Annotated in this window: 12 protein-coding genes; 3 read left to right on the top strand and 9 right to left on the bottom strand. The window is 67.5% G+C overall.

Features of this window, described 5'->3' with window-relative positions:
• Positions 1 to 76: 76 nt before the first annotated feature.
• From AB0N05_RS21785 to AB0N05_RS21765, 5 genes are all read right to left on the bottom strand, one after another.
• On the bottom strand, positions 77 to 1570 hold the full coding sequence (locus tag AB0N05_RS21785) for a hypothetical protein (RefSeq protein ID WP_364697047.1): 1494 nt from the start codon (positions 1568 to 1570) through the stop codon (positions 77 to 79).
• The gene (locus tag AB0N05_RS21780) at positions 1567 to 1833 is read right to left on the bottom strand and encodes a hypothetical protein (RefSeq protein ID WP_364697044.1); all 267 of its coding nucleotides are present in this window, start codon (positions 1831 to 1833) and stop codon (positions 1567 to 1569) included. Before AB0N05_RS21780 ends, AB0N05_RS21785 begins: the two co-directional genes overlap by 4 nt.
• 104 nt (positions 1834 to 1937) lie before the next feature.
• Entirely contained in the window at positions 1938 to 15788 is a 13851-nt protein-coding gene (locus AB0N05_RS21775; protein ID WP_364697041.1) for a toxin glutamine deamidase domain-containing protein, read from the bottom strand.
• A gap of 28 nt (positions 15789 to 15816) precedes the next feature.
• Positions 15817 to 16323, bottom strand: coding sequence for a YbaB/EbfC family nucleoid-associated protein (locus AB0N05_RS21770; protein WP_364697038.1), 507 nt, complete (start codon positions 16321 to 16323; stop codon positions 15817 to 15819).
• Position 16324: 1 nt separating this feature from the next.
• Positions 16325 to 16639 (bottom strand): hypothetical protein, encoded by a 315-nt coding sequence (locus tag AB0N05_RS21765; protein WP_364697035.1) that lies wholly within the window; start codon positions 16637 to 16639, stop codon positions 16325 to 16327.
• Between the two features lie 297 nt (positions 16640 to 16936).
• On the opposite strand from AB0N05_RS21765, the gene AB0N05_RS21760 reads away from it, so the two are divergent.
• Positions 16937 to 17506 (top strand): hypothetical protein, encoded by a 570-nt coding sequence (locus AB0N05_RS21760; protein WP_364697032.1) that lies wholly within the window; start codon positions 16937 to 16939, stop codon positions 17504 to 17506.
• Positions 17507 to 17636: 130 nt separating this feature from the next.
• Here the strand turns inward: AB0N05_RS21760 and AB0N05_RS21755 are convergent, their stop codons facing one another.
• On the bottom strand, positions 17637 to 18428 hold the full coding sequence (locus AB0N05_RS21755; RefSeq protein ID WP_364697030.1) for an ESX secretion-associated protein EspG: 792 nt from the start codon (positions 18426 to 18428) through the stop codon (positions 17637 to 17639).
• Positions 18425 to 20398 (bottom strand): hypothetical protein, encoded by a 1974-nt coding sequence (locus AB0N05_RS21750; protein WP_364697027.1) that lies wholly within the window; start codon positions 20396 to 20398, stop codon positions 18425 to 18427. The genes AB0N05_RS21755 and AB0N05_RS21750 overlap by 4 nt, the downstream gene beginning before the upstream one ends.
• A gap of 168 nt (positions 20399 to 20566) precedes the next feature.
• Between AB0N05_RS21750 and dtd the strand changes: the two genes are divergently transcribed.
• Positions 20567 to 21010, top strand: a complete 444-nt coding sequence (dtd, locus tag AB0N05_RS21745) for a D-aminoacyl-tRNA deacylase (RefSeq protein ID WP_364697024.1) — start codon at positions 20567 to 20569, stop codon at positions 21008 to 21010.
• Between the two features lie 11 nt (positions 21011 to 21021).
• Here dtd and AB0N05_RS21740 read toward each other — a convergent pair whose 3' ends face one another.
• Entirely contained in the window at positions 21022 to 21435 is a 414-nt protein-coding gene (locus tag AB0N05_RS21740) for a nuclear transport factor 2 family protein (RefSeq protein WP_364697021.1), read from the bottom strand.
• Positions 21436 to 21506: 71 nt separating this feature from the next.
• Between AB0N05_RS21740 and AB0N05_RS21735 the strand changes: the two genes are divergently transcribed.
• Positions 21507 to 22415 carry a LysR family transcriptional regulator gene (locus tag AB0N05_RS21735; protein WP_364697018.1) on the top strand — a complete coding sequence of 303 codons (909 nt, stop codon included), beginning with the start codon at positions 21507 to 21509 and terminating at the stop codon, positions 22413 to 22415.
• Between the two features lie 270 nt (positions 22416 to 22685).
• Here AB0N05_RS21735 and AB0N05_RS21730 read toward each other — a convergent pair whose 3' ends face one another.
• The gene (locus tag AB0N05_RS21730; protein ID WP_364697015.1) at positions 22686 to 22874 is read right to left on the bottom strand and encodes a hypothetical protein; all 189 of its coding nucleotides are present in this window, start codon (positions 22872 to 22874) and stop codon (positions 22686 to 22688) included.
• Position 22875 lies beyond the last annotated feature (1 nt).

Raw genomic sequence — 22875 nt, 5'->3', positions numbered from 1 at the left:
CCACGTTCGGCTCCCAGTTCAGCATCACATCGAAGATAGAGCACCCCAGTCGGCTCTCCGCCCGAGCGAGTGAAATCTACGAATGCCGTTGCCGGAATCGCTGTTCGAACCCGGGCAGGTAGACCGAAGGCGGGGTGGCCGAGGTCGCGGATTCCACGACGCCATCGTCGGCGACATAGAACAGGGAGCGTTGCACGGCGATCTCACCGGGCTCGGTGGGAACGTACACCAGCCAGCCGACCGAAAGTCGATCGGCGCGTAAGAGATCCAGCGGATAGCCGGTGGAATCGGTTCCGGTGGTGGCGAAGTGGTGGCGGACCGACTCGATCGCCTCGGCCTCGGGCAGCGGATCCGGGCCGTTGCGGGCCACACCGGCGAGCACCAGTTGATAGTTGGCCGCGTCCAGATCCGCTGTGGGGCCGAAGGCTTCGGCCAAGACCGGGCGGGTGACATCACGGCGTTCGGCGGCGGCGACGAATTCGGTGACCGCGGTGCGCTGCTCCTCGGTCGGCTCGTCGGCCAGCAGGCCGCAGATGACGTCGATGACGGTGGCGGCGGTCCACATGCCCGGGACGGCCGGGGCGAGATCGGCCGCGGACGGGGACTCGCCGCGATACCAGCGGCCACGCTCCCACCAGTAGCAGAAGGTGAGCAGGCCGCCGCCCGCGCGGGTGTTCAGCACCGGGTTCGCCACCCATTCCGGAGCGCCCTTGTACAGGCGCGGCAGGGGGGCCTTGCCGTTGTAGGCGGCCTCGAGTTCGGGGGCGTCCCATACGCCACCGGAAAGCACCGCGCGGCCGCCCGGCAGGGCGTAGAGCGAAGAGCCGGAACGGCGGGAGCCCTCGAACCAGCCGAAGGACGGGAGCACACGCGGGCCCCACTCCGAGCGAACCGCGACGAAGGCGGCGGCAATGGCGGACCAACGGGACCACAGCAGTGGGAAATCCGGGAAATCGTCCGTCGAAACCGTTGGGAGGTAGCCGGATTCGGCATCGGCTCGGGCGGCGACGGCGGCCTGCTGCGCGGTGCGGGACTGCCGATTGTCTTGGCGCACATAGGCGGCCAGCCAGGTGGGCAGGGTGGAGCGGGGATAGGCCTCCAGGTCGGCCAGATAGTCCTCGGGAGCGAAGATCTGATCATCCGGGAAGGGCTCGTCGCCGTAGTCGTGATCGACGGTCAGGCCGCCCTCGGCGGTCAATTCGAGCTCGAGCCGCCACCAGGGGCCGTCACCGAGCTCGGCGGACAGACGGCGATGCGCGGCAACCAGATCCAGCGCCTCGGCCGAGGGCAGGACGCGGGCCTGGCGTTCGTCATCATCGGAGAAGATCACGCGGGAGTGGTGGCCGACCGCGGTGAGCGCGAACGCGGCGTGCACGCGCCGCCAGCCCTCCGGGCCCAGCTGCATCAGTTCCTGGGCGATGCGGTGGGCCAGGCGGCGGGCACGTTCGGGGGTATCGAGCTCGGCGGCCGCGGGTTCACGCGGCTCCATGCTGAAACCGATGTCGGGGGCGGATTCGGCCGATTCCGTTTCACCGGTGCGGGTTTCGCTGAATTCGCGGGACGTGGTCACGACTGCTCGGCGATCATGCGGTCCAGATTCGCACGCCAGCGGGCGGCATTGGTGCCATCCAACTGGTCGGCGAGGGACTGCCTGGCGGCGGCGATCAAATCGTCCGAGGCATTCGGATGGGCACGGGCAATGGCCCACAGGGCATCCTGCGTCGGCGAGTCCAGACCCGTCTCGCTGCGCACACCCTCACCCTGCAGGGCAGCACTCAATACGGACTCGAAATTGCGACGCAACTGCTCCGCGTCCGGACGGCCACTACGCACGTCCACCCTCCTCGTCTATCGAAAGCCAACCCTCAGCATCACATATCGAAGCCGACCGGGTGGTTGCCGAAACCATAAAAATCGGCGAACTCACAGCACTTCACTCACCCGAACAGCCGCGCCCGCCGAACCGGATCCGCCAGCACATCCCGGATCAACAGCCCCAGATCGGCATCCGTCGCAACCGCCCGATACCGCAGGTCACAGTACGGATTCCCCGCAACCTGCACCCTCAACCTGTTGAACCCGTGCTCGGCCCGCTCCCACAAAACATCAGCCCCCACCTGATCCACCGCGATCGTCTGCCCACCAACCTGCAAAGCCAGCCCGAACTGCCCGCGATAGAACACCACCCGCACCCCATCCAAATCGTCATACACACCACCCGGCACCGACGCCGACGCGGGCGCGGAATGCAACTCCCCCGTCATCGGATCGAACATCGCGAAATCCCCAAACCCCGAATGCAGACGCAAATAAACCTGCCCACCACCGACCGGCGCAGACGAGGCTCGCGGAAACCGCTGCCCCGCACGAGCATTCGCCCCACCACTCCCCACGCCCGAATTCGCCGCCGAAGGCATCATCGGCATCCCACCGGGATACCCCGCCGCCACAGGATCGCCACTCGACACCACCGGCCCGCCCGAAACATCGGGCACAGACGGAACATGCGGTGCGAACAGCTCCCGAGGAGCCCCCAGCACAGGCGGATGCCCCGGAACGCCTGGGCCGCCGGGAGCAGACGGCTGCCCGCCGACATCCCGAGTTCCAGTTACAGATGGCTCCCGGGAACCATTCGGGGCGGTCGTATCACCGGGAACATGCGGCGATGCACTGCCCGGATTACCTGAAGCGCCATGAGTGGTGCCACCCCCGCTCGACGGCCCACCCGATCCGCCTGGAAGCACAGTCGGAACCGTCGGCAGAGTCGGTGTCGGCACCGTGGGCAAGGTCGGGGTCGGCACCGTGGGCACCGGCGGCAAAGTCGGAGTCGGAGGCAGCGTCGGCACCGGAGGAGTCGGCACCGGAGGCAGAGTTGGGACAGGCGGAGCCGTGGGATGCGGTGGCTGCGGCACCGTCGGTAGCGGCGGAGCCGTCGGATGAGGTGGCTGCGGCTGCGGCTGCGGCTGCGGCTGCGGCTGCGGCTGCGGCTGCGGCTGCGGCTGCGGCTGCGGCTGCGGAGGATTGTGCGGTGGATCCACCGGATCGGAGGGTGGGGTCCACGGGGCGGGCTGGCGCGGCGGTTCCGGGGTGTAGTCCGGCATGTCTACGTCGAAGTCACGGGGAACCTTCGGCAGGTGCGAACGCCAATTCGGATGGTGCTCGTACGCAGGATCATTCGCGTCATCGGCAATGCGGGCGTCGACGTCGGCGTGCTCGGCTTCCAACCGCTCGAACCGGTCCTCGCGACCGTCACTACGGGGCAGCGCCTGTGTCTCGGCATCCGGGTCACTGCCATGCGGCAACGCCTGGGGGCCGCCATTCGGATCGCCGTTGGGGGGCAGTTCGAGGGTGTCGGCTTCTGGGCGGGGTGGGAGGAGGGTGGGTTTTTCCAGGGGGGCGGGCTCGTATTTGATGTTGGCGCGGTCGCCGGTGAGGGGTGGGCGGGCGGCGTCCCAGTGGTAGCCGTCGGAGGCGGCGGCGTGGGCGTTGGCTTCGCGCCAGGTGGCGGTTGGGTTGTCTCGCAGGTAGTTCGACTCGGCTAGGGCGTCTTGCAGGAGCAGGAGGTCCGAGGGGTGGGGGTCGCCGGAGCGGAGGCGGTTCCAGGCTTCCGCGACGTCGGCTACCGCGTCGAGGGGGCGACGTTCCAGGAGTCCGGTGACCGGGTCCAGGGAGTACAGGTTGTCGCGCATGAGGTGGTTTTTGATCTGCTGGAGTTCGTCGTGGGTGAACTCCGGCGGCACCATGGCATCCGCGGCGGCTTGCAGACCGTCGGCGAGCACATTCGCCAGGGACTGGCGGTCGTAGCTGTCGGACTGGTCGAGCGCTTGACGCAGGTCGGCGGCGAGATCCAGTACGTCGTCGGACATTTGGCCGCGACGCTCGCCGACGATGTCGGCGATCAGGTCGGCGGGGTCGGCATCCGGATGGTTGACGAGCTGCTCGCGGACGCGGTCGATGAAATCGGCGACACCGGTGTCCACCCGCTGGCGGTAGGCGTCGAGTCCTGTTGCGATGGAATCGATATCGGTGTCATCGGCACGGAATCGGGCGTACTGTTCGTCGGCCCAGCGCTGCACCTCCGCCCAGCGCGCGGCCTCCTCCAGCTTGCGCTTCTTGAACTCCGGTGAGCGTTCCGTGTCGTCGGTGTGCTCGACCGGATTCCACTCGCGCACCATCGGCTGTACTTCACCCGCACGCTTTTTGAACCAGGGATGGCCCTTGAACCCCGGATGGATCTTGCCCGGATGATCGGGGTCACCGAACCAGGTGAAGCCGCTCAACTTCGCGACTTCCAGCACGACGCGCATCAGGTTGGACACCGCGCCGTGGAACGGCAGATCGTAGGTCTCCATGCCCGGGGGAATCACCGGTTTGCCGCCGGGCATCTTCGGGAGCAGATCCTTGTCGACTCCGTGGTCGTTGGGACCCGGATGGACGAACATCTCCTCGACCACCGCCTGGGTCGGATCCACCGCCCAGCCGCTCACACCCTCCGGCAGATCGCGGGCGGTGTACTTGCGGCGCTTGGCACCGTCCGCGATCGCCTTCGGATCGGCCACGTGATAATCCCGGTCCGGTCGGCCCGGATCGACGTGATGCCAATTCCCTTCCGCATCACGCCATCTCACGCTGTCGAAGCGGCGTTCTCCGCCACCCGGCCAGCCCATATGCATGTGATCGACCGTCGGCGGCGGCAGCTCCGCCACATCCCGGCTGCCTTCGCGGTCGCCGCGCACCTGCTTGTACTCGACGCGCGTATCCGGATCCATCATCGCCTGTGCGATATCGGAGTGGTGCTTCACCGCATGATCCAGCGCCGCATCATGATCCGCGCGCGGGTGCCCGAGCTCATCACGCGGGCCGAAGACGATGATCCGGCGCGGATCGCCCTCCACGATGGCGACCCGGTCCGTCACCATGCGTGCGCCTTCGGCCTCGGCCAGCTGGCGGTAGGCGGCGGAGGCGCGCTCCATCTCGTCTTGGATTCGGCCGATTCTGTTGTGCGCCTGGTTCACATCGTCCGCGGCATCACGCAGGGCGCGGATGGCGTCGGCATCGTCGGGGAAACGAGTGTGCAGGTCGTCGATGGTCGCATCGAGCCGCTCATGACTCAGCGCGGACTCGTCGACGAGGCCGTGCTCGTCCGTTACGCCGAGGCGAGTGGCCAGATCGTCGCGCATCATGCGGCGCGGCTTGATCCGCAATAGCTCCTCGGCGCGCTCCTGCGCCAACCGCGTGTGCTCGGCCTGCAACTCGGCAGGCATCGGCCGCCCCACGATATCGCCGTGATGCTCCAAATCCTGTAGACGCCTGTCGATTTGCCCGACGTCGTCCTGCAAGCCGAGCACCCGCTCGGAAGCCTCGACAAGCTTGCGCAGCGCCTCCCGCCGACGCTCCAGCTCTTCATGACCAACCGGCTCCCGCACACGCTGTGGCCCCTCATCACCGGCCCCGGCGATCTCGACCGACCGCACCCCCAACTCGTCAACCAACCGAGTAACAGTCCGCGCCAACCGATCCCGTGACCCGAGCGCCTCCTCCGGATCCCCCGCATCGAGCAACCGCCCAATCCGGTCATCCCGCTTAGCCCGCCAAAACTCCAGCTCCCGCGCCATCTCCTTCCGCTGCTGCAACAGCCGGTCGTAATCCCCCTGCGCCTCAGCCACATTCAACGTCGCCTCATGCGGCTCTGACCCCGGACCATGCTCACCCGAGGTATCGGGATCCCTCTCGCCCGATGCGGCCGGATCGTGCGCAGGCGGCTGCGCCTGCGGATCACGCTGCGTCGGCTCATGCCCCGGCTCCGGCGCAGTCGGGTCACGCGGTGTCGGCTCTCCCAATGCGGCCGGATCACGCAAGGTCGTATCGTGAGCGATGGGCGGGGTGGCCTCTTCCACGCGACCACCGGCGTTCTCCCACAGGTGATCTGCACGTTCTGCGGAGATTCGGGCCAGGGCTTCGGCGTTGTCGGCGCGGAGTTCCGCGAAGCGGCGATCCAGGCTTTCGGGTGGATGGCGGTCGACAAGTTCGCGTAGCCAGGCGGCGTTCTTGGCGTCCTCGCGGGCGCTCCAGTCGGCTTGGATGGCCTGCTGGCGGTCGAACCAGGCGCTGTTCTCGTCCGGGTCGGATGATGAAGGGGCCCTGGGGGGTTCGTTCGGCGGTGCGCCGTCGCCTGCGCCGCTCGGCTCGGGGGTCTCACCGTCCGACTCGGGGTTGGAGTGTTGTCGGGCGGGATCGGTGCCGGGACGCTCACCGCTGGAGGCGTTCGAGGGCTCGGGGATGGAGTGGTTCTCGGCCGCATGCTCGGACAGGTGCGGGTGGGAGGCCGGAGTTTCACCGGCCGCGGACGGCGGGATGTAGGCGTCCTCGGCGTGCGTGACCAGGAGTCGATAGAGCACCTGGGCGGGCTCACTCGCGTTCTCGCCGTTCAGGATCACATCGGTGAAGGCTTCGGCCAGCGCTTCGGGGTGGTTGGTCCCGCCGGACTCGAAGCTGTAGTTCGACAACTGGGACAGCCACTCGAGATACGGGATCGTCTTGACCTCACCGTATTTGGCTTTGTAGTGGTTGAACAGCGTGCTGTCGACGTCGGCGCGCGCCAGCGTCTGACCGGCGAAGTCCAGGACGTGGCCGAACTCGTGCACCATGATCGCGTAGATCGGGCGGTCACCGGAATTCGGCACGTGGAAGGAGGACTCCTCGTCCAGCCTCGTGCTGGCGCGGAAGGCCTCCGGGTTGGTCGCCCACTTGTCGCTCAGCACGAGTTTCGCGGTGTAATTCCGGCCATTGGCGTCGGAGCCCGGATGCGTTTCGGCATAAGCGCCCGGGGTATCGGTCGGGCCGACTTCCAGCATGCGTAGATCGACGAAGCCGTGCAGAGCCTTCATATCGGTTGCGGCGCGGGCATATTCGCGCAGCACTTCCACATCGACATTCGGGTTGTCGAAGCCGATTACGTCCTTGAAACCCCAGTGTTCCTTCAGCTCATCGACGATCCCGTCGCGATCCAGCTGCGACCAGCTGTCATCCGGGCGCGGCGACCAGTCGTGCTCGGCCGGATCGAAATTGGCCGAAGTGTCTTCGGGAGGCTGTAAGACATCGTCCTGATGTGGATGCTCCGTCGTATTCGAGTCATTCGTCGTGTGCGAATCGTCTGTGGCCCAGCCACTTCCGTCGAAGAACTCGGGACCACCGTGCTCGTCGTGCGTGGGCAGCGCCTTGTCGGAGCGAGGCAGTCCGGCGCGGTCCGCGGCGGCGGGGTCGGACCCCGGGTGGTTGGGGCCTTCCGGCTTGGCGGGAGCGCCGCCGGTGGGGTCGTCGGGGTGCGGGCCGAAGCCATCGGAGTTCGGCGGGTCGACAGGGTCCGAATCCGGACGCTGCCTGCCACCGGCGTCTTCCCACCGTCGTTCGGCGTCGGCAGCGGAGCCCCGGGCCTCCAATTCGGCCATATCCGCCTGGAAGCGCGCGTATTTGGCGTCCGGGGTGTCGGAGGGGTCGGCGTCGGCGAGTTCGCGGAGCTCTCGGGCGCGTTCGGCGTCGATATGCGCAAGCAGGTCGGCGTTTTCGGCAGCCAGCCGCTCGAACCTGTCGGGGCCGTCGACTCGGGCGGTGTCGTCGGCACGGGGATCGGTGGTGTCTTCGGGTCGCGGCGCTTCGAGAGGCCTTGTGGTGCCGTCATTTCGAGGTTGCTCGAGGGGCTTGGTGTTGCCGTCTCGGCTTAGTGATTCGGACTCGCCACTTGACGGCGGGGTTTGCGGATCACGGTGGGGTGCAGGGGCATTCGGTGGCTCGTCCGGCCTGCCGCCGAGGCCATCCCACAACCAGTCCGCGCGGTCGGCCGCGATTCGTGCGTCGACCTCCGCCTCATCGGCCCGCAGGCGCAGCGCCAAACTATCGGGGTCACTGCTGGACTCGGCATCGGCGGCCTCGCGCAACCACGCGGCGCGCTCAGCCGCAATGCGAGCGTCCACGTCGGCGTGCTCAGCTTCGAGCCGCTCGAACCGGTCTTCCCGCCCGTCACCGCGAGGCAGCACCTGTGTCTCGGCATCCGGGTCAGTGCCACGCGGCAGAGGCTGGGTGTCGCCGTCCGGGTCGCCGCCACGCGGCAGCGCCTGAGTATCGCCGTTCGAATCGCCGCCATGAGGCAGCTCGGGGGTGTCACCGTCGAGACGCCAGCCCGGGGGCGGCTTCCAGGTGTCGGGTTCCGGGCGGCGTGGGAGGAAGTTGTCCTCCGGCAAGGGGGCGGGTTCGTATTTGATGCCTGCGCGGTCGTCGGTGAGGGGCGGGCGGGCGGCATCCCAGTGGTAGCCGTCCGCGGCGGCGGCGTGGGCATTCGCTGCTCGCCAGGTGGCGGTCGGGTTGTCTCGCAAGTAGTTCGACTCGGCGAGGGCGTCCTGCAGCAGGAGGAGATCGGAGGGGTGCGGGTTGCCCGCCTGGAGGCGGTTCCAGGCCTCGGCCACATCGGCGACCGCATCCAGTGGGCGGCGTTCCAGCTGTCCATTGATCGGATCGACCGAGAACAGCTCGTCACGCATGAGATGGTTCTTGATCTGCTGGAGTTCCTCGTGCGTGAACTCCGGCGGCACCATGGCATCCGCGGCAGCCTGCAAACCATCGGCGACAGCGTTTGCCACCGTCTCACGGTCATGGCTGTCCAGCTGACCGAGCGCCTGCCGCAGGTCGGCGGCGAGATCCACTACGTCCTCGGACAATTCGCCGCGACGCTCACCGACGAAATCGGCGATCAGCTCGGCCGGGTCGGCATCCGGGTGGTTTGCCAGCTGGTCACGGATCCGGTCGATGAAATCGGCGACACCGGTGTCCACGCGCTGGCGGTAAGCGTCCAATCCTGCCGCGATGGCATCGACATCGCTGTCGTCGGCGCGGAATCGGGCGTACTCCGCATCGGCCCATGCCTGCACCTCCGCCCAGCGCGCCGCATCGTCCGCCTTCTGCTGCCTGAGCTCCGGTGAACGCTCATCCGCGACGTGCTCCTGCGGAGTCCACTCGCGCACCATCGGCTGAACCTCGGGCGCACGCGATTTGAACCACGGATGGCCCTTGAACTTCGGATGGATCTTGCCTGGATGCTCGGGGTCGCCGAACCAGGTGAAGCCAGCTCCCTTCGCGACCTCCAGGAACACGCGCATCACCTGAGAAATCGCGCCGTGATACGGCAGGTCGTACGTTTCCTGGCCCGGGAAGGTCACCGGATCGCCGCCGGGGATCTTCTCGAGCATATCCGAGTTGACACCGTGCTCACCCTGAGCCGGGTCGATGAATATGCCCTCGACCTCGGCCTGGCCCTGATCCGTCGCCCAGCTGCTCAGGCCTTCGGGAAGGACCCTCGGCTCGTACGTGCGGTCCTTGACATGGTCCGCAACATCTTTGATCGCGGCCTTCTCCTTGGCATCACTGCGAGGCCGATTCGTTTCATGATCCGGGCGGCTCGGATCGACATGATGCCAATTCCCTTCCGCGTCACGCCATCTCACCATGTCGAAGCGACCAGGGCCGCCACCGGGCCAGGCGGCGTGCAGGTGATCGACCGTGGGCGGCGGCAGGTCCACGACATCGCGATTGCCTTCGCGGTCGCCGCGCACCTGCTTGTATTCGATCTTCGTATTCGGATCGGCCATGGCGCGGGCGATATCGCCGACATGCTGGACCGCGAAGTCCAGGGCCGCATCATGATCCGCGCGCGGATGACCGAGCTCGTCACGTGGGCCGTACACGATGATCCGCTTCGGATCGCCTCCCACGAGAGCCACTCGATCGGTGTGCATGCGCGCGCCTTCGGCCTCGGCCAGCTGGCGGTAGGCGGCGGAGGCGCGCTCCATCTCGTCCTGAATGCGGCCGATCTTGTTGTGTGCCTGGTTCACATCGTCGGCGGCGTCGCGCAGTGCCGTGATCGCGTCGGCATCCTCGGGGAAACGGGTGCGCAGGTCGTCGATGGTGGCGTCGAGCCGGTCATGACTCAAGGCCGACTCGTCTACTAGGCCATGCTCGTCCGTCACGCCGAGACGAGTGGCCAGATCGTCGCGCATAATGCGGCGCGGCTTGATCCGCAACAGCTCCTCGGCGCGCTCCTGCGCCATACGCCTGTGCTCGGTCTGCAACTCGGCAGGCATCGGGCGGCCGACAATATCGCCGCGATGCTCCAAATCCGAGAGATGCCTGTCGATTTGGGCAATCTCATCCTGAAGCCCGAGCACCTTCTCGGCGGCTTCGACAAGCTTGCGCAACGCTTCGCGACGGTGCCCGAGCTCCTCCCGGCCCACCGGCTCCCGCACATGCTGCGGGCTCTCATCGCCAGCTCCGGCAAGCTCGATGGATCGCACACCCAACTCGTCTACCAAACGAGTTACAGTCCGCTCCAACCCATCCCGAGACCCGAGCGCCTCCTCCGGATCCCCCACATCGCCCAAACGCCCGACCCGGTCATCCCGCTTGGCCCGCCAGAACTCCAGCTCCCGCGCCATCTCCTTGCGCTGCTGCAACAACCGATCGTAATTCGCCTGCGCCTCTGCCGAATTCAACGTCGGCTCATGTGACTCCGAACTCGGACCATGCTCACCCGAAGTCTCAGGATCCCTGTCACCCGATGTGGCCGGATCACGCAAAATCGGCTCATGCGCGGGCGGCTGGGATTGCGGGTCGCGCATGGTCGGCTCGTGGCCGAGGTCCTGTGCGCCCGGGTCACGGTGCGTCGGGTCTTGTGCGGCAGCCGGATTCGGGTCGGCATCGGGGGTGCGGCCGGGCGGAGTCTCCGGGTGGAGTTCGCGTGGGACCGTGTTGCCGGGGTCGGTGGAGGGGTCGGAGTTTCTCTCGCCAGGGCGCTCCGGGTGGTCGTCGGAGGCGGCGGGGGTGCGTGGGGGGTCGTTCGGGGGCTTGCCGTTGCCTGCCTCGCTCGGGTCCGGGTGGTGATCGGCACCGGACTCGTCGGGGCGGGGGCGGGGGGACGGGCCGCCGGTCTCGCCGTCTCGGCCGGAACCTCGAGAAGGGGACGTGATCTCGGAATCGCCCGCAGCGGCGGCGCGGGGCGGGGTTGAAGGCTCCGAGCGTGGCGCATCGGGTGTCGCATCGTGGGCGAGGTGGGGCGACTCGGGTCCGACGTCGACGGCGGACCAGCCGGTTCCCCATGGCGGAGTGGACGTGTCGTCGGCATGGGGACTGTGGTCCGGGACGGGGCGGATGTGGTCGGCCGCGATCTCGTGCGAGGTCGGGATTACGGCGTCGGGCGCGGCGTGCGAAAGCAGCAGGTTGTGCAGCACCTTCGCGGGCTCGCTCGCGCCGGAACCGTTCAACATCACATCGGTGAGCGCCTCCGCCAGGGCCTCGGGCGCGTTGAGTCCGCTCTCCTTGTTGAAGCTGTAGTCGGATAGCTGGGACATCCACTCCAGGAAAGGCAGGACCTCGGTTTCACCACGCGTGGCAATGAAGTGGTCGACCAGGGCGTAGACGGCGTCGTCCTGCGAGATGCGCTGGGAGCCGAAATCCATGGCGTGCCCGAACTCGTGCACGATCGTCGAATACACCGGGCGCTCAGCCGAATTCGGCACATGGAAGTCGGCGGCCTCATCGTTCCGGGCAGCCGCGGCGAAGGCCTTGGGATCCGCGGCCCACAGCTCGTTCAAGACGATGCGGTCGTTGTGCAAGACGTGGTCGGCGTCGAACCGCCCTTGAGCGACCGCGTAGGCGTTGGGATCCTCGACCGGGCCGATTTCGATACGGCGCAAATCGGTACTCGGGAAGCGGGTCATCATGTCGTCGATCGCGCGCGCGAACTCGCGGATCGACTCCGTGTCCGCCAAGCCATTGTTCAAGCCCGACGCATCCAGATCCGGCCAGCGCCGCTCCAACTCCGGAACGATCTCGTCGCGGCCCAACCCGGTCCACGAGTCCTCGATCCGGTGTGGTTCGTCCACCTTCCATTCCGAACCATCCCACCGCTCAGGCTGATCATTCGAATCATCCACATGCGGCGGCTTGTCCTCGGAAACCCAATCATTCCCGTCGAAATGCTCCGGCCCCTCCGCATCCGCGGCAGTCGGCCGCGGCTCGGACGCAGCCAACTCGAGCCGGTCCGGTTCCACCCGCATCCCCTCCGGGCGAGCCTCATCCGGCCGAACACCATCGGGCCGGTTCGGATCCTCGGGCGGATCGTCTGGATGGGATGGGGCTGGGTGGGGGTGGCCGTCCGGGTTCAGGGCGTGGCGGACCTGCTCCTTCAAGGGGTCGACGGCGGTTCCGTCGGCCTTGAAGAGGACGGCGTGGGTGCCCTGGGTCTCACGCGGGACGACCGGCGGATAGCCGTGATCGAGTCCGGCGCCCGGGTCCTTGACGACCAGTTCGCCGCCCTCGTTCACCAGCAGGTAGGCGTGTGCGCCGACGCCGTGCTCGTCGGCGGGACCGGCGTAATGGTCGATGACCAGGGCCGCCGAGCCCGGGCCCAGCTCGCGCAATTGATCGGCGATGGCGTCGTGACCGTCGAAGGTGCGCAGCTTGCCGCCCGCATCCGACACCAACTCCGAGGCCGACATGCCCTCGGGGCCGATCTCGCGCTCCGGGATACGGATCGAATCGTTGCCGGTGATCGACTTGAGCAAGCGCAACGCCAGCTCGCCGCAACGCCCACGATCCGACCTGTCCGGATTCGCATCCGGCTCCGATCGATTCGAATCCCGCTGCTGCCCACCAAGTTCCGACGACTCGTCAAGCCTGCCCGGATGCGGCGCGGCCCCATCGCCCCGATCGGGCCGCCCACTCCGATGCTCAGGAGCCGCACCCTCCGGCACGCGACCATCCGGCCCGTCACCCGCATGAACCACATCCGGCTCCCGCGTACCACCGGCGGTACGCCGCTCAGGCCCATCCGCCCCACGGGCAATCGCGCCATCCCCCACCGGATGCAACGGCACCAGCAGCGCGACATCCGGGTCATCACCCCGCGCCCGATCATCATCACCCGGACGACGACCCGAAGAATCGTCCTCAGCCTTCAACTGCCCCGCATCCGAATGCTCAGCATCTACCGGACGCGGCCTAGCCGACCCATCCCCCTCACCCGGCGTCCGCCCATCGGACGGCGCCTTCGGCATACCCGAATCATGTTCCCCAACAGGCGATTCGGACCGATCCGCCCGCCCCGCACCCTCATCGGCGCGCGGCCCGGTCAGCTCGTCCGGCTCCGCCGACCTCTCATCACGCGGCGACGCAACGTCATCCCGCTGTGGCGAACTGTCGTCGCGCAGCGGAGTGGACTCATCACGAGAGGACGGGCTCTCCTCACGCGGGACGCCGCCCTCATCATGCAATGACGAGCCATCGCCTCGGAGCGGAGTGTGCTCATCGAGGTTCGATGGGCTCTCATCACGCGGCACGGTGGGCTCGTCGCGAAGCGCTGACGGCTCATCACGCAGCGGGGCGGACTCGCCGCGAGGCGACCGGCTCTCGTCACGAGGCAAAGTCGCCTCGTCTCGCCGCGGCGGAGCGGACTCGTCACGGGGGGACGGGCTCTCCTCGCGGGGCGCAACGGCCTCATCGCGGGGTGTGGTCGCCTCGTCACGCAGCGGAGTGGAATCGTCGCGAGGCGACGGGCTCTCGTCGCGGGACACAGCGGCCTCATCGGGGCGCGATGGGTGGTCTTCGCGCGACGGCGCGTTCTCATCACGCGGCGATGCGGCTTCGTCGCGGGTGGGTGGGAGGTCGGAGGGGGCGTCGGACTTGAGGCGGGAGCCGTTGGATTCTGTATCCGTTGGCGCGCGGTGCTCGGTGGGGGCGTTGAAGTTTGGGTGGGAGGTGGTTTCTGCGGCGCTTGCCCCAGAGGTGGTGGGGTCGGTGATGGTGGGCTTGGTTTGGGGGGTGAGGGGGTCGACGGGGCGGGGGGCGCCTGCGGCGTGCTGGGGAGCGCCTGCGCCATGTTGGGCAGCTGCGACATTGGACGCACCAGCAGCAGGACCGGCACCAGCCGCCGGAGCCGTGCCGGCGGCCGGGGCGGCACCGGCGGCGGGGCCTGCACCGGCGGCTGCACTGGCGGGGCCTGCACCCGAAGTGGCGGGGCTTGTACCGGCGGGCGCGCTCGCGGGGGTGGGACCGGCGGTGGCGGAAGGGCCGGAACCTGTTGTCGCGGTGGACGGGCCGGAGCCGGTGGTGGTGCTGGACGGGCCGGAACCTGTTGCGGTGGACGGGCCGGGGGCTGCGGATGTGGTGTTCGGGGTTGCGTAGGCGGTGGAGGTGTCGGGGCCGTGGGTGGCGGGGGCGGGGGAATCGTGGGGGGAGGCTTGGACTCCGGTGTCGACCTGGCTGGCGTGGTCGGGGGCGGTCGCTTGGTGTGAGGCGGATTGGGGGGTGTCGGCGCGGGGGTCGGGGGTGGGGTGGGATTCGGGGGTGGTGGTGGGGGCGGGTGAGTGGGTTTGGGTGCCGTTGCCGTCGGGGGTGGCGTCGGTGGGGGTGCCGCGGTCGTTGGTGCGGGTGTCTACGGTTGCGCCGCCGTCGGTGTGGGCTTCCGGGCGGGGGGCGGTGCCGTCGTTGGAGGTGCGGGGGTGGGTGCCGGAATCCGATTCTCCGGTGGTGGATCCCGCTGGGTGCAGGCTCGCGCCGCCGTGTGCACCATTGGCACTGGATGCACCGTTCGCGCCGTGCGCACCATTGCCACCGGACCCACCATTCGCGCCCGACCCGCCATTCGCATCCGACCCACCGTTCGCGCCGGATGCGCCGTTGTGGGCGAGGTTGCCCGGGGTGGTGTGGGTGCCGTCGGCGCCGGGGCGGAAGCCTACGTTGGCCATGTCGGGGATGCCTGCGCGCATGCGCGCTACGCGGGGTTCCCAGAACTTGTGGGCTGCACCGTGATTCGCGCCGGAGAGGGCGCCGTTGGAGACGCCTGCGGTGAACATGCGGGGGTCGAATTGGGTGTTCTTCAGGTTCTCGACTGCTTGATCCCAGCCGTGCTGGGCGACGTCGAATCCGAACTGTGCGCCGGTGGCGGCGACGAAACCGGCTCCCGCGCCGACGATTCCGGCGCCTGCGCCGGTGATCATCGACGACAGGTAGTGGTTCATGGTGCCGGGCAGGTGGTGGCCGATCACTCCACCCAGGGGGCCCGCCGCCGCGCCGCCTGCCGCCGAGCTGATGGCGGTGACGCCGACGCGGGTCCAGTCGACGTTCTTGCGGTGGCCCTCGTGCTTCTGCCACTCCTGCACACCGATGTCCTGCAAGGTACCCAGGGCGGTGTCGATGATCATGTGCTTGAGCGCGAACTTCACGATGGCCGTGATGCCCATTTTGGCGGCCGCGCGCGCGATCGCCATCAACGCGCGGCGGCCGATGATGCGGACCGCGATGCGGGTAGCCGCGATCGCCGCCGCTTCTACGGCGGGTGCGGTGGGCGGAAAGCACCATGCCGCAATCTGTTCCGCCGCCAGCAGGACCAGCGACGAGTAGAACATGAGCTTCGTGTACTCGATCTCCGAACCGGTCTCGTAGGCCGATTCACCGATCTGATCGAGGTACCCGGCCAGATCCGGAATGGAGGTGTTGTCGTCCTTCTTGATCTTGCCGCTCAGCAGATCGAAGGCATTGGCCATCTCATCGCGGCCCTGGCCGTCGACATAGGCGGCCAGGGTGGCGTAGCGCGCGTCGTCGATGGATGAAAGCTGGTCGCGCAGACCATCGGCCGCGGTGTGCCAGTCCTCGGCCAGCGACCACATCTCGTCTTCATTGCCCTCCGGCCATTCCATGCCGACGAGCCAGCCGAGCCATTCGAGTTCGGGGGGCAGATAGATCATTCGCGGCCGACCGCCCCCGCGCGCACACTCACCATCCGGAGTCGGTGGCCCCGCCGCGTCGCTGTGCCGCCTCGGCCTGCGGATCGGGCTGCGCCGCAGCACGTTCCGCCGCAATACGTTCCGGCGCCTTGGGCGGCGCGGTCGACACCACCGGCGGCTCCGGGATGGCCAGTTCCCGGCTCAGGTCCGGCATGCCCGGAATCAGGTCGGCCAGCTTCGGCAGGCGATTGCGGGTCTGCGACACCGGCGCCATCACCTCCCGGCTCCGCCGCGCCACCTCGGCGGACGCCTGCTGCGCCGCCTCCAGCACCGCCTTGGCGATCTCCGGATAGTCGAGATCCTCTATGCCCGAACCGAATTTGATGTCGATCAAGGTGCCGTCCGCGTTCACCGTCACCGTGACGCGCTTGCTCCGCACGCTCGCCGACGCGGTGAGCGCGGCCCGCTCGCGCTGCAACTTGGTGATGGTGCGCATCTGGTCGGCGAAACCATCCAGAATGGCGTGCAGGTCGGACTTCTCGCGTTCGTTGGTCATGTCACTCGAAGCCCTCGCCATTTCCCGTATCCATACGGGAAAGCAATGCGGCGGCATCGGTCTGGCCCTTGGAGAAGTTGCCGAACGTGCCCGCCATATTGTTCGCACCCTCGATGAGGTTGCTGCTGCTCTTCAGATAGCCATTGGGCCCGTCGGCGAAGTTCTTGCCCATGGAGTCCGAACCCCACGGCTGTCCGCGCCCGTCGGTGCTGGAAACCAGTGCGTCCACGACCTTTTCGATCCCGTCGCGCACCTTGGCGGTCTTGCCCGCGGCGGTCGTCAGCAGATCCTCATAGGAATGCAGCCGGTCGTTCACGAACCACCTCCACCACTCACCAACAACCTCCGGGCATCAACTTTTTCAGCCTAGAGCAACCACCCAGTTGCTGGAATATGAACGGCGAGTGCCGATTCGGCGGCGTGGGCCGGATCGGCCGAGGCACGCCACAGGCACATTTGCGCCGCACGGACCTGCCGGTTCTCCGGACGCCGCAGCCAGCACACCTTCCGGTCACATCCGACGTGGACGCAAATGTTTACGACCCGGAAATAACGGTTACAGACCCAGTTACTAAACTGTGACTATTGATCTTCCTACCCAAAGGACTCTTCGATGACCCGTTCCGCCCGCATGACCGGACTCCGCACCGTGGCGATCGCGCTGCCCTCCGCCATCGCACTGGCAGGCGTGGCAGGACCCGCCGCCGCGGAATCGGTCACCGGACAGCCCGGCACGACGGCCTCCGTCAACACCGAATCCCCCGTCGCGCAGCCCGCAATCGCGCAGGCCGCACCGGTTGTGCAGCCGATCGCGTACTACCTGCCGGAGGACACCGCCGCGCCCGTGGCCGACCTTCACGCCGCACTCCCCAAGCCCGCGCAGATCAAGCCGGTCGCGCTGTACACGCCGCAGGACAATGGTGCGGTGATCGGTGGCGGCATCGGCGCCGGGCTCGGCGCGGTCGGGGCTGGAGTCGTGGGTGCCGGAGTGGGCGCGGTCATCGGCGGACTCATCGGCGCGCCCGTCGCCGGGTTCGGAGCCATTCCCGGAGCGATCATCGGCGGCGTTATCGGCGCGGCGGTCGGTGTCGCCGCAGGCACGGCCGGTGGCGGCGCGATCGGCGCGGGCACGGGTATCGGGATCGCGACCAACGATCTGACCGTATTCCCCTACATCCTCTGAATTCGCTTGATCTGGAACGATTCGATGTTGGCCGCCTCCTGAGTCCGCGCAACTGCTCCGTGAACCCGATGGCCGAGCCGGGCCGAATGATGTGGGCGGCGGGATTCCTTCCGAATCCCACCGCCCGCACTCAGAGTTCGTCTTGCTCGCCGCGCGATTCCATGCGCGCCAGAATCCGGCCGATGACTCCGTCGATGTGAGCGGTGAGCTTGCGCGCGTCCACACCCACCGCGGTCCGCGTCGGAGTATCCAGATCGATCAGATACCGGCCGTCACCCGGAAGATCGCGCCACACCAGCGTCGACTCCGCGACACCACGCGGACCGTACTTCGAGCGGCCCTGCAGGATCTGCATGGCACCGGTCTGATCGGCCGGAAGCGACAGGAAGCGCAGACTGCGGCTTTCCGCGGTCTCCTCGAAGCTGTCGAAGGCCGAAGCACGCGGCGCCTCATAGGGATCCGGGGTCGCCGGTTCCGTATGGAGATTTATAGGACCCGATCGGCCCGCCTCGACCTCCGGCAGCTGCGCCACCAGCAACCGAGCCAACTCCTCCGGCTCACACTCGATCAGCGTGACCTCACGGCTGTGATCCATAGTTTCACCCGGCTGCTGAATCAGCACCAACGCGCGGCGTCCGCGCAACGCACCATGCACCCGCAGATGCTTGTCCGGATTCTCCATATCGGCGTCATGCCAGCCATGCACGCCGATGAAAATCTCTGGGCGCGCGACCGTCTCGAATATCGCGCGGAAACTCGGATCCAGCCGTGCGTCGAGCTCCGCACCGATCTCTCGGAGCTCGCGCTGGTAGTCGTCGTCCACCCGAGTCCGAGCGAGATACACGAAGGGCGAAGGCAGCGCCCCCTCCCGATATCGATTGCACAGGATCTTGAACTCGACGTCAGTGAATTTCCAGCTCACGCCTCGGCCACCGGCTTCACCTCGACCTGCGACTCACCGATATGCGAGAGCGCCGCGACGAAGTCCACCGCGGGCGGCTCGGCATCGGCACCGGAAGTGGCCGAGCCATTCAGCACAGCGTCCGAAATACCAGCTGTCACACCGGATACCGGCTGGATGAAACCGCCATCCAAGAGTCCCGCGCGCGGGAACAGGTTGGTCAGCCCCGCCGCCGGGCCGCCGGGCAGCCCGGCCGCGGGAGTCGTCGTCACCTGCGCGGATGTAGGCGTCACCGCCGTCGCACCGGAAGCCGTGGTGTCGACCGGCACCGTGGCATCGGTCGTGGTCGTCGAAAGACCCAGCAGCTGCCCCAGCTCGGCCAGCTTGGCCGGATTCTGCTCGACCGCCGTGATCGCGGCCGTCAACTTGTCCTCGGGCACTCCGAGCAGCGAAGCAAGCGTCGCGGTATCGGTCGACTTCACCGCGGATTCCAGCGCCGTGATGATGCTCGGCAACTGCTGCATCGCAGTCGATCCCGCACTGACCAAGGAGCTGAGCGCACTGGTCAGCGAGGAAATGCCCGAGCTGCCACTCGAATTGCTGGACGAGGGGCTCGCCGACCCGGACCCGGTGCCTGTGGACCCGGAGCCGGTATTGACCGGCAGCGTGGTGTTCGACCTCGGATCGACAGTGGGTTTGGTGGGATCCGTGGTCGACTTGGTCGGATCGGTCGTGGGTGGCTTGGTCGGATCCGTGGTGGGTGGCTTGGTCGGATCCAGATTGGGCATGGTCGGAGCCTTCGCCTGGCCGCCTCCGCCGCCGGACTGGCTACCGCCGCCCCCTTGGCTGCCGCCACCGCCGCCCGAATGGCTGCCTCCGCCACCGCCGCCCGACTGATCGCCGCCACCACCGCCGTCCCCGTCCCCCTTCGGGTTCGGCTTCGGCTCGGGTTTCGGTTCCGGCTTGGGCTCCGGAACCTTCGGCGGCTCCGGCTTCTTGGTCGGCGGGGGAAGCTGCGTCACCGTGGTCGCGGTGTTTTCCGCGCCGTCGTAATAATGCTTCTTGTATTCGCCCTGCATATCGCGCAGGGCCTCGCCTTTATCGCAGCTCGACGGCTGATCCCTGGTCTTGGGCATGACATAAGTCGTCTTCTTCATCCACTGATAGACGTAATGCAGAAGCTCACCCTGGACCTTCATGCCGTCGACGAGCGGCTTCGTATCGTTCGCGTACTGCACGACCGCGGCCTGAGCCTGCTCCGCACCACCCCCGGGCGGACCGTCCCAGGACTTCTTCAGCCCCTGAATCTTATTGGTGAACGCGCCCATCTTCTCGTCGATCTTGCCCGCCAGGAACTTCCACAGCTCGCTCGCATCCGAGTACGGATCCGGCTTCATCGATTGACCGAGGTCATACATCGCGGCCCAGGTCATCGAATCCGGTGCTTCCAGGTGGATCGACATGTTCTGCTTGTTCATGTCGACGTGATACTTCTTCAGGCTGTCCGGGAAATCGTCGTGCAGGCTGCGGCCGCCATCGTTGGTCGGCGCTCGGCCTCCGGTGACCTTGGGCTTGTACCTCTCGCCCTTCGGAGCCGTCAGACCCTGATCGACGGCCTTGGTCGGCATGGCCGTGTTCTGATACCGGAACGAATCCGCCGAGGCGTGCTCCGCGAGCAGATACGCCCGGCCCGCCGCCTTGAAGGTCTCGCCCATATCGGTCGCGACGAGGATGTGCGCGTCCAGCGAATCCAGCAGCAGCTGGCCGGTATCGGCGAGTTTGGTGGCCAGCAGCCCGCCCGACGGCAAATCACCGATCGGATTCACTTTGGCGAGATCCACGGCCATATCCCGGTAATACCGGAGCGCGCCCACCAGCTCCGCTGCCGCCTGCGCACCCGTCTCCGCCGCGGCGGACTCGAACTTCAGCGTCCCCCCGTCCGCCGCTTTCTTCAGGTCCGGCCAGACCGTCGTGTCTTTGATTTCAGCCATCGGTAACTTCCGTCGCTCCGCCCAAAGTCAACTATGTGTGTGCCAGCACAGCCTAGTTTCGTGAACTGACGGTGGCGCACAATAAAATTCACGCTCGACGGTACCGACAGGTGAGCCGGTCCGCGCGGCAGGGGGCGAACGAAACTGGGGTCTGGAAAGATCGACGCTGTGCGGATACTGGTGCAGCGGGTGAGTTCGGCGCAGGTCAGCGTGGACGGCGTGGTGGTCGGGCGGATCGATCCGGCCGCGCACGGGGCGCCGCAGGGGCTGGTCGCGCTGGTCGGGATCACCCACAGCGATACCGAGGCCACCGCGAAAACGCTGGCCGACAAGCTCTTCCGGCTGCGAATTCTCGACGGTGAACTATCGGCCGCCGATCTGAACGCGCCCATCCTGGTGATCAGCCAATTCACCCTCTACGCCGACACTGCCAAGGGCAGGCGGCCCTCCTGGAATGCCGCCGCCTCCGGGCCGGTGGCCGAACCGCTGGTCGACACCTTCGCGGCCAGCCTGCGCGAGCTCGGGGCGACCGTCGCCACCGGAGTATTCGGCGCGCACATGCATGTCGAGCTGGTCAACGACGGGCCCGTCACCATCCTCTTGGAGTCGTAGCCGGATCGCGGTCAAGCAGCGGGCCGGGTCATGGTCTTCAGGACCCGTTCGACCAATGCCGTATCGCAGTGCTCGATCACCTCGGTGATGCGGCCGTCCGCGATTCGGAAGAGGAAGCAATACGTCTGAGGGTAGGGCTCGCCCGCGACCGTGGTGCCGATGCCGCGGGCTTGGACCACTACGCGGTCGTCATCGGCCAGGATCAGGTCGGCCTCGCTGCGGTAGTCGGCGAATTGAGTGAGGAGCGGGCGCAGGAGGCCGTGCACGACGGTGGATTTCGGCTCCCAGGTACCGGACCAGGACCACTCGCCGGGGAAGGTCCAGCGGCACTCGTCCGACATGGCGTCGGTGAGGGCGCGGCCGTTGCCCCGTGCCATCTGCTCGAAGATTCCGCGGATCAGGGCTTTGTTTTCGATAGGGCTCACACCAGCGAAACTACGGGCGAAGCAGGCATGCGACCAGCGAGACTCTCGCATACCTGGTATCACGGATAGGCATGGGTGAGTTCACTGTCAGCGGGCTGCGCGTCGTGCGCGAGGCGGCTCGGAGCGGGTCGTTCACGCGGGCCGCGGAACGTCTGGGATACACGCAGTCCGCGATCTCGCGGCAGATCACACTGATGGAACAGGCGGCCGGGCAACCGCTGTTCGAACGCCAAGCGCGCGGGGTACGACCAACCGAGGCGGGCCGCATCGTGCTCCGCCACGCCGATTCCGTGCTCGACGCCCTCGCCATCGCCCGCGAGGAACTGCGAAACCCTCAGCCGCCCAGCCGCATACGTGTCGGAGCATTCTCCACCGCCACCGCGGCACTCGCCCCCCGCGCCATAGCCGCTGCGACACACAGCAATCCCGGACTGGAAGTGCGACTGCGCGAGGGCAACAGCCCCGGCCTGCTCACGGCACTCGCCCGAGGCCGCATCGACATGGCGGTGCTCTCCGGCATCATCGAACCCCCGGACGGCGTGGAACTCACCACCTTGCTGGATGATTCGCTGAACCTCGCCGTGCACCCCACCCACCCGCTGGCGGGCCACACCAGCGTCCAGCCTGCCGCCCTCCGCGAAGAACAGTGGATCACCGGCAGCGAAAACCCCCGCAGCACACTCCTCGGCGCCTGGTCCGATCCCGCCTGGCAACCCACGATCGCGCACGTAGCCCGCGACTGGGCCGCCAAACTGGGCCTGGTCGCCGCCGGACTCGGCGTCACCATCGTCCCCGGCCTGCTCGTACCAGCCCTCCCCGCAACGGTTTCCATCATCCGCATCGACGACCCGGCCGCCTTCCGCCGAACCGTCCTGGCCTACCGCCAACCAGGCCCCGACAGCCGCCACCCCTTCGCCGAGGCCCTCCGCGACACCGCCGCCCAACTCGCCGACGAGCTACGCCACCGCCTACGGCAATGACCGCTTGCGAACTGCTTCACCCCACGCCAGGTGTGCTCGCCAACGCAGCAATAGACGGACTCGGGCTGGCTGCCACAGCGGCAGTGATTCGGTCCGGCTGGCGAATGTCGCGGCGAGTCAGGCGCTCTCGTGGCTGTCCGCAGTCGGCGTGACAGTTCGACCTAGATGCATTCGGGATGGCGCACCAAGATCAGGGAGCACTGGTGGTGTGATTGAGCCCCGATTTCCACCATGAGAGCTCCCTCGGCGGCGAATGGCTCTGGTGGTGGGTTACTGGAGGTGTAGGCGGCGGTCGGGGCCGGTTTCGCGGGCTGGGGTTATCAGGGCCAGTAGGAGGCCGATGCCACCGAGGACGAGCATTCCGATGGGGAGGACCCAGCTGGTCGTGAGCACCATTGCCAGTGCGCCTAGCACCAGGGTGGCCGAGCTCAGCAACAGACTCTGGATATCGCGGTTCATC

It is taken from the genome of Nocardia sp. NPDC051030 (assembly GCF_040683015.1).
GTDB lineage: Bacteria > Actinomycetota > Actinomycetes > Mycobacteriales > Mycobacteriaceae > Nocardia.
This window is presented reverse-complemented; position numbering and strand designations above follow the sequence as displayed.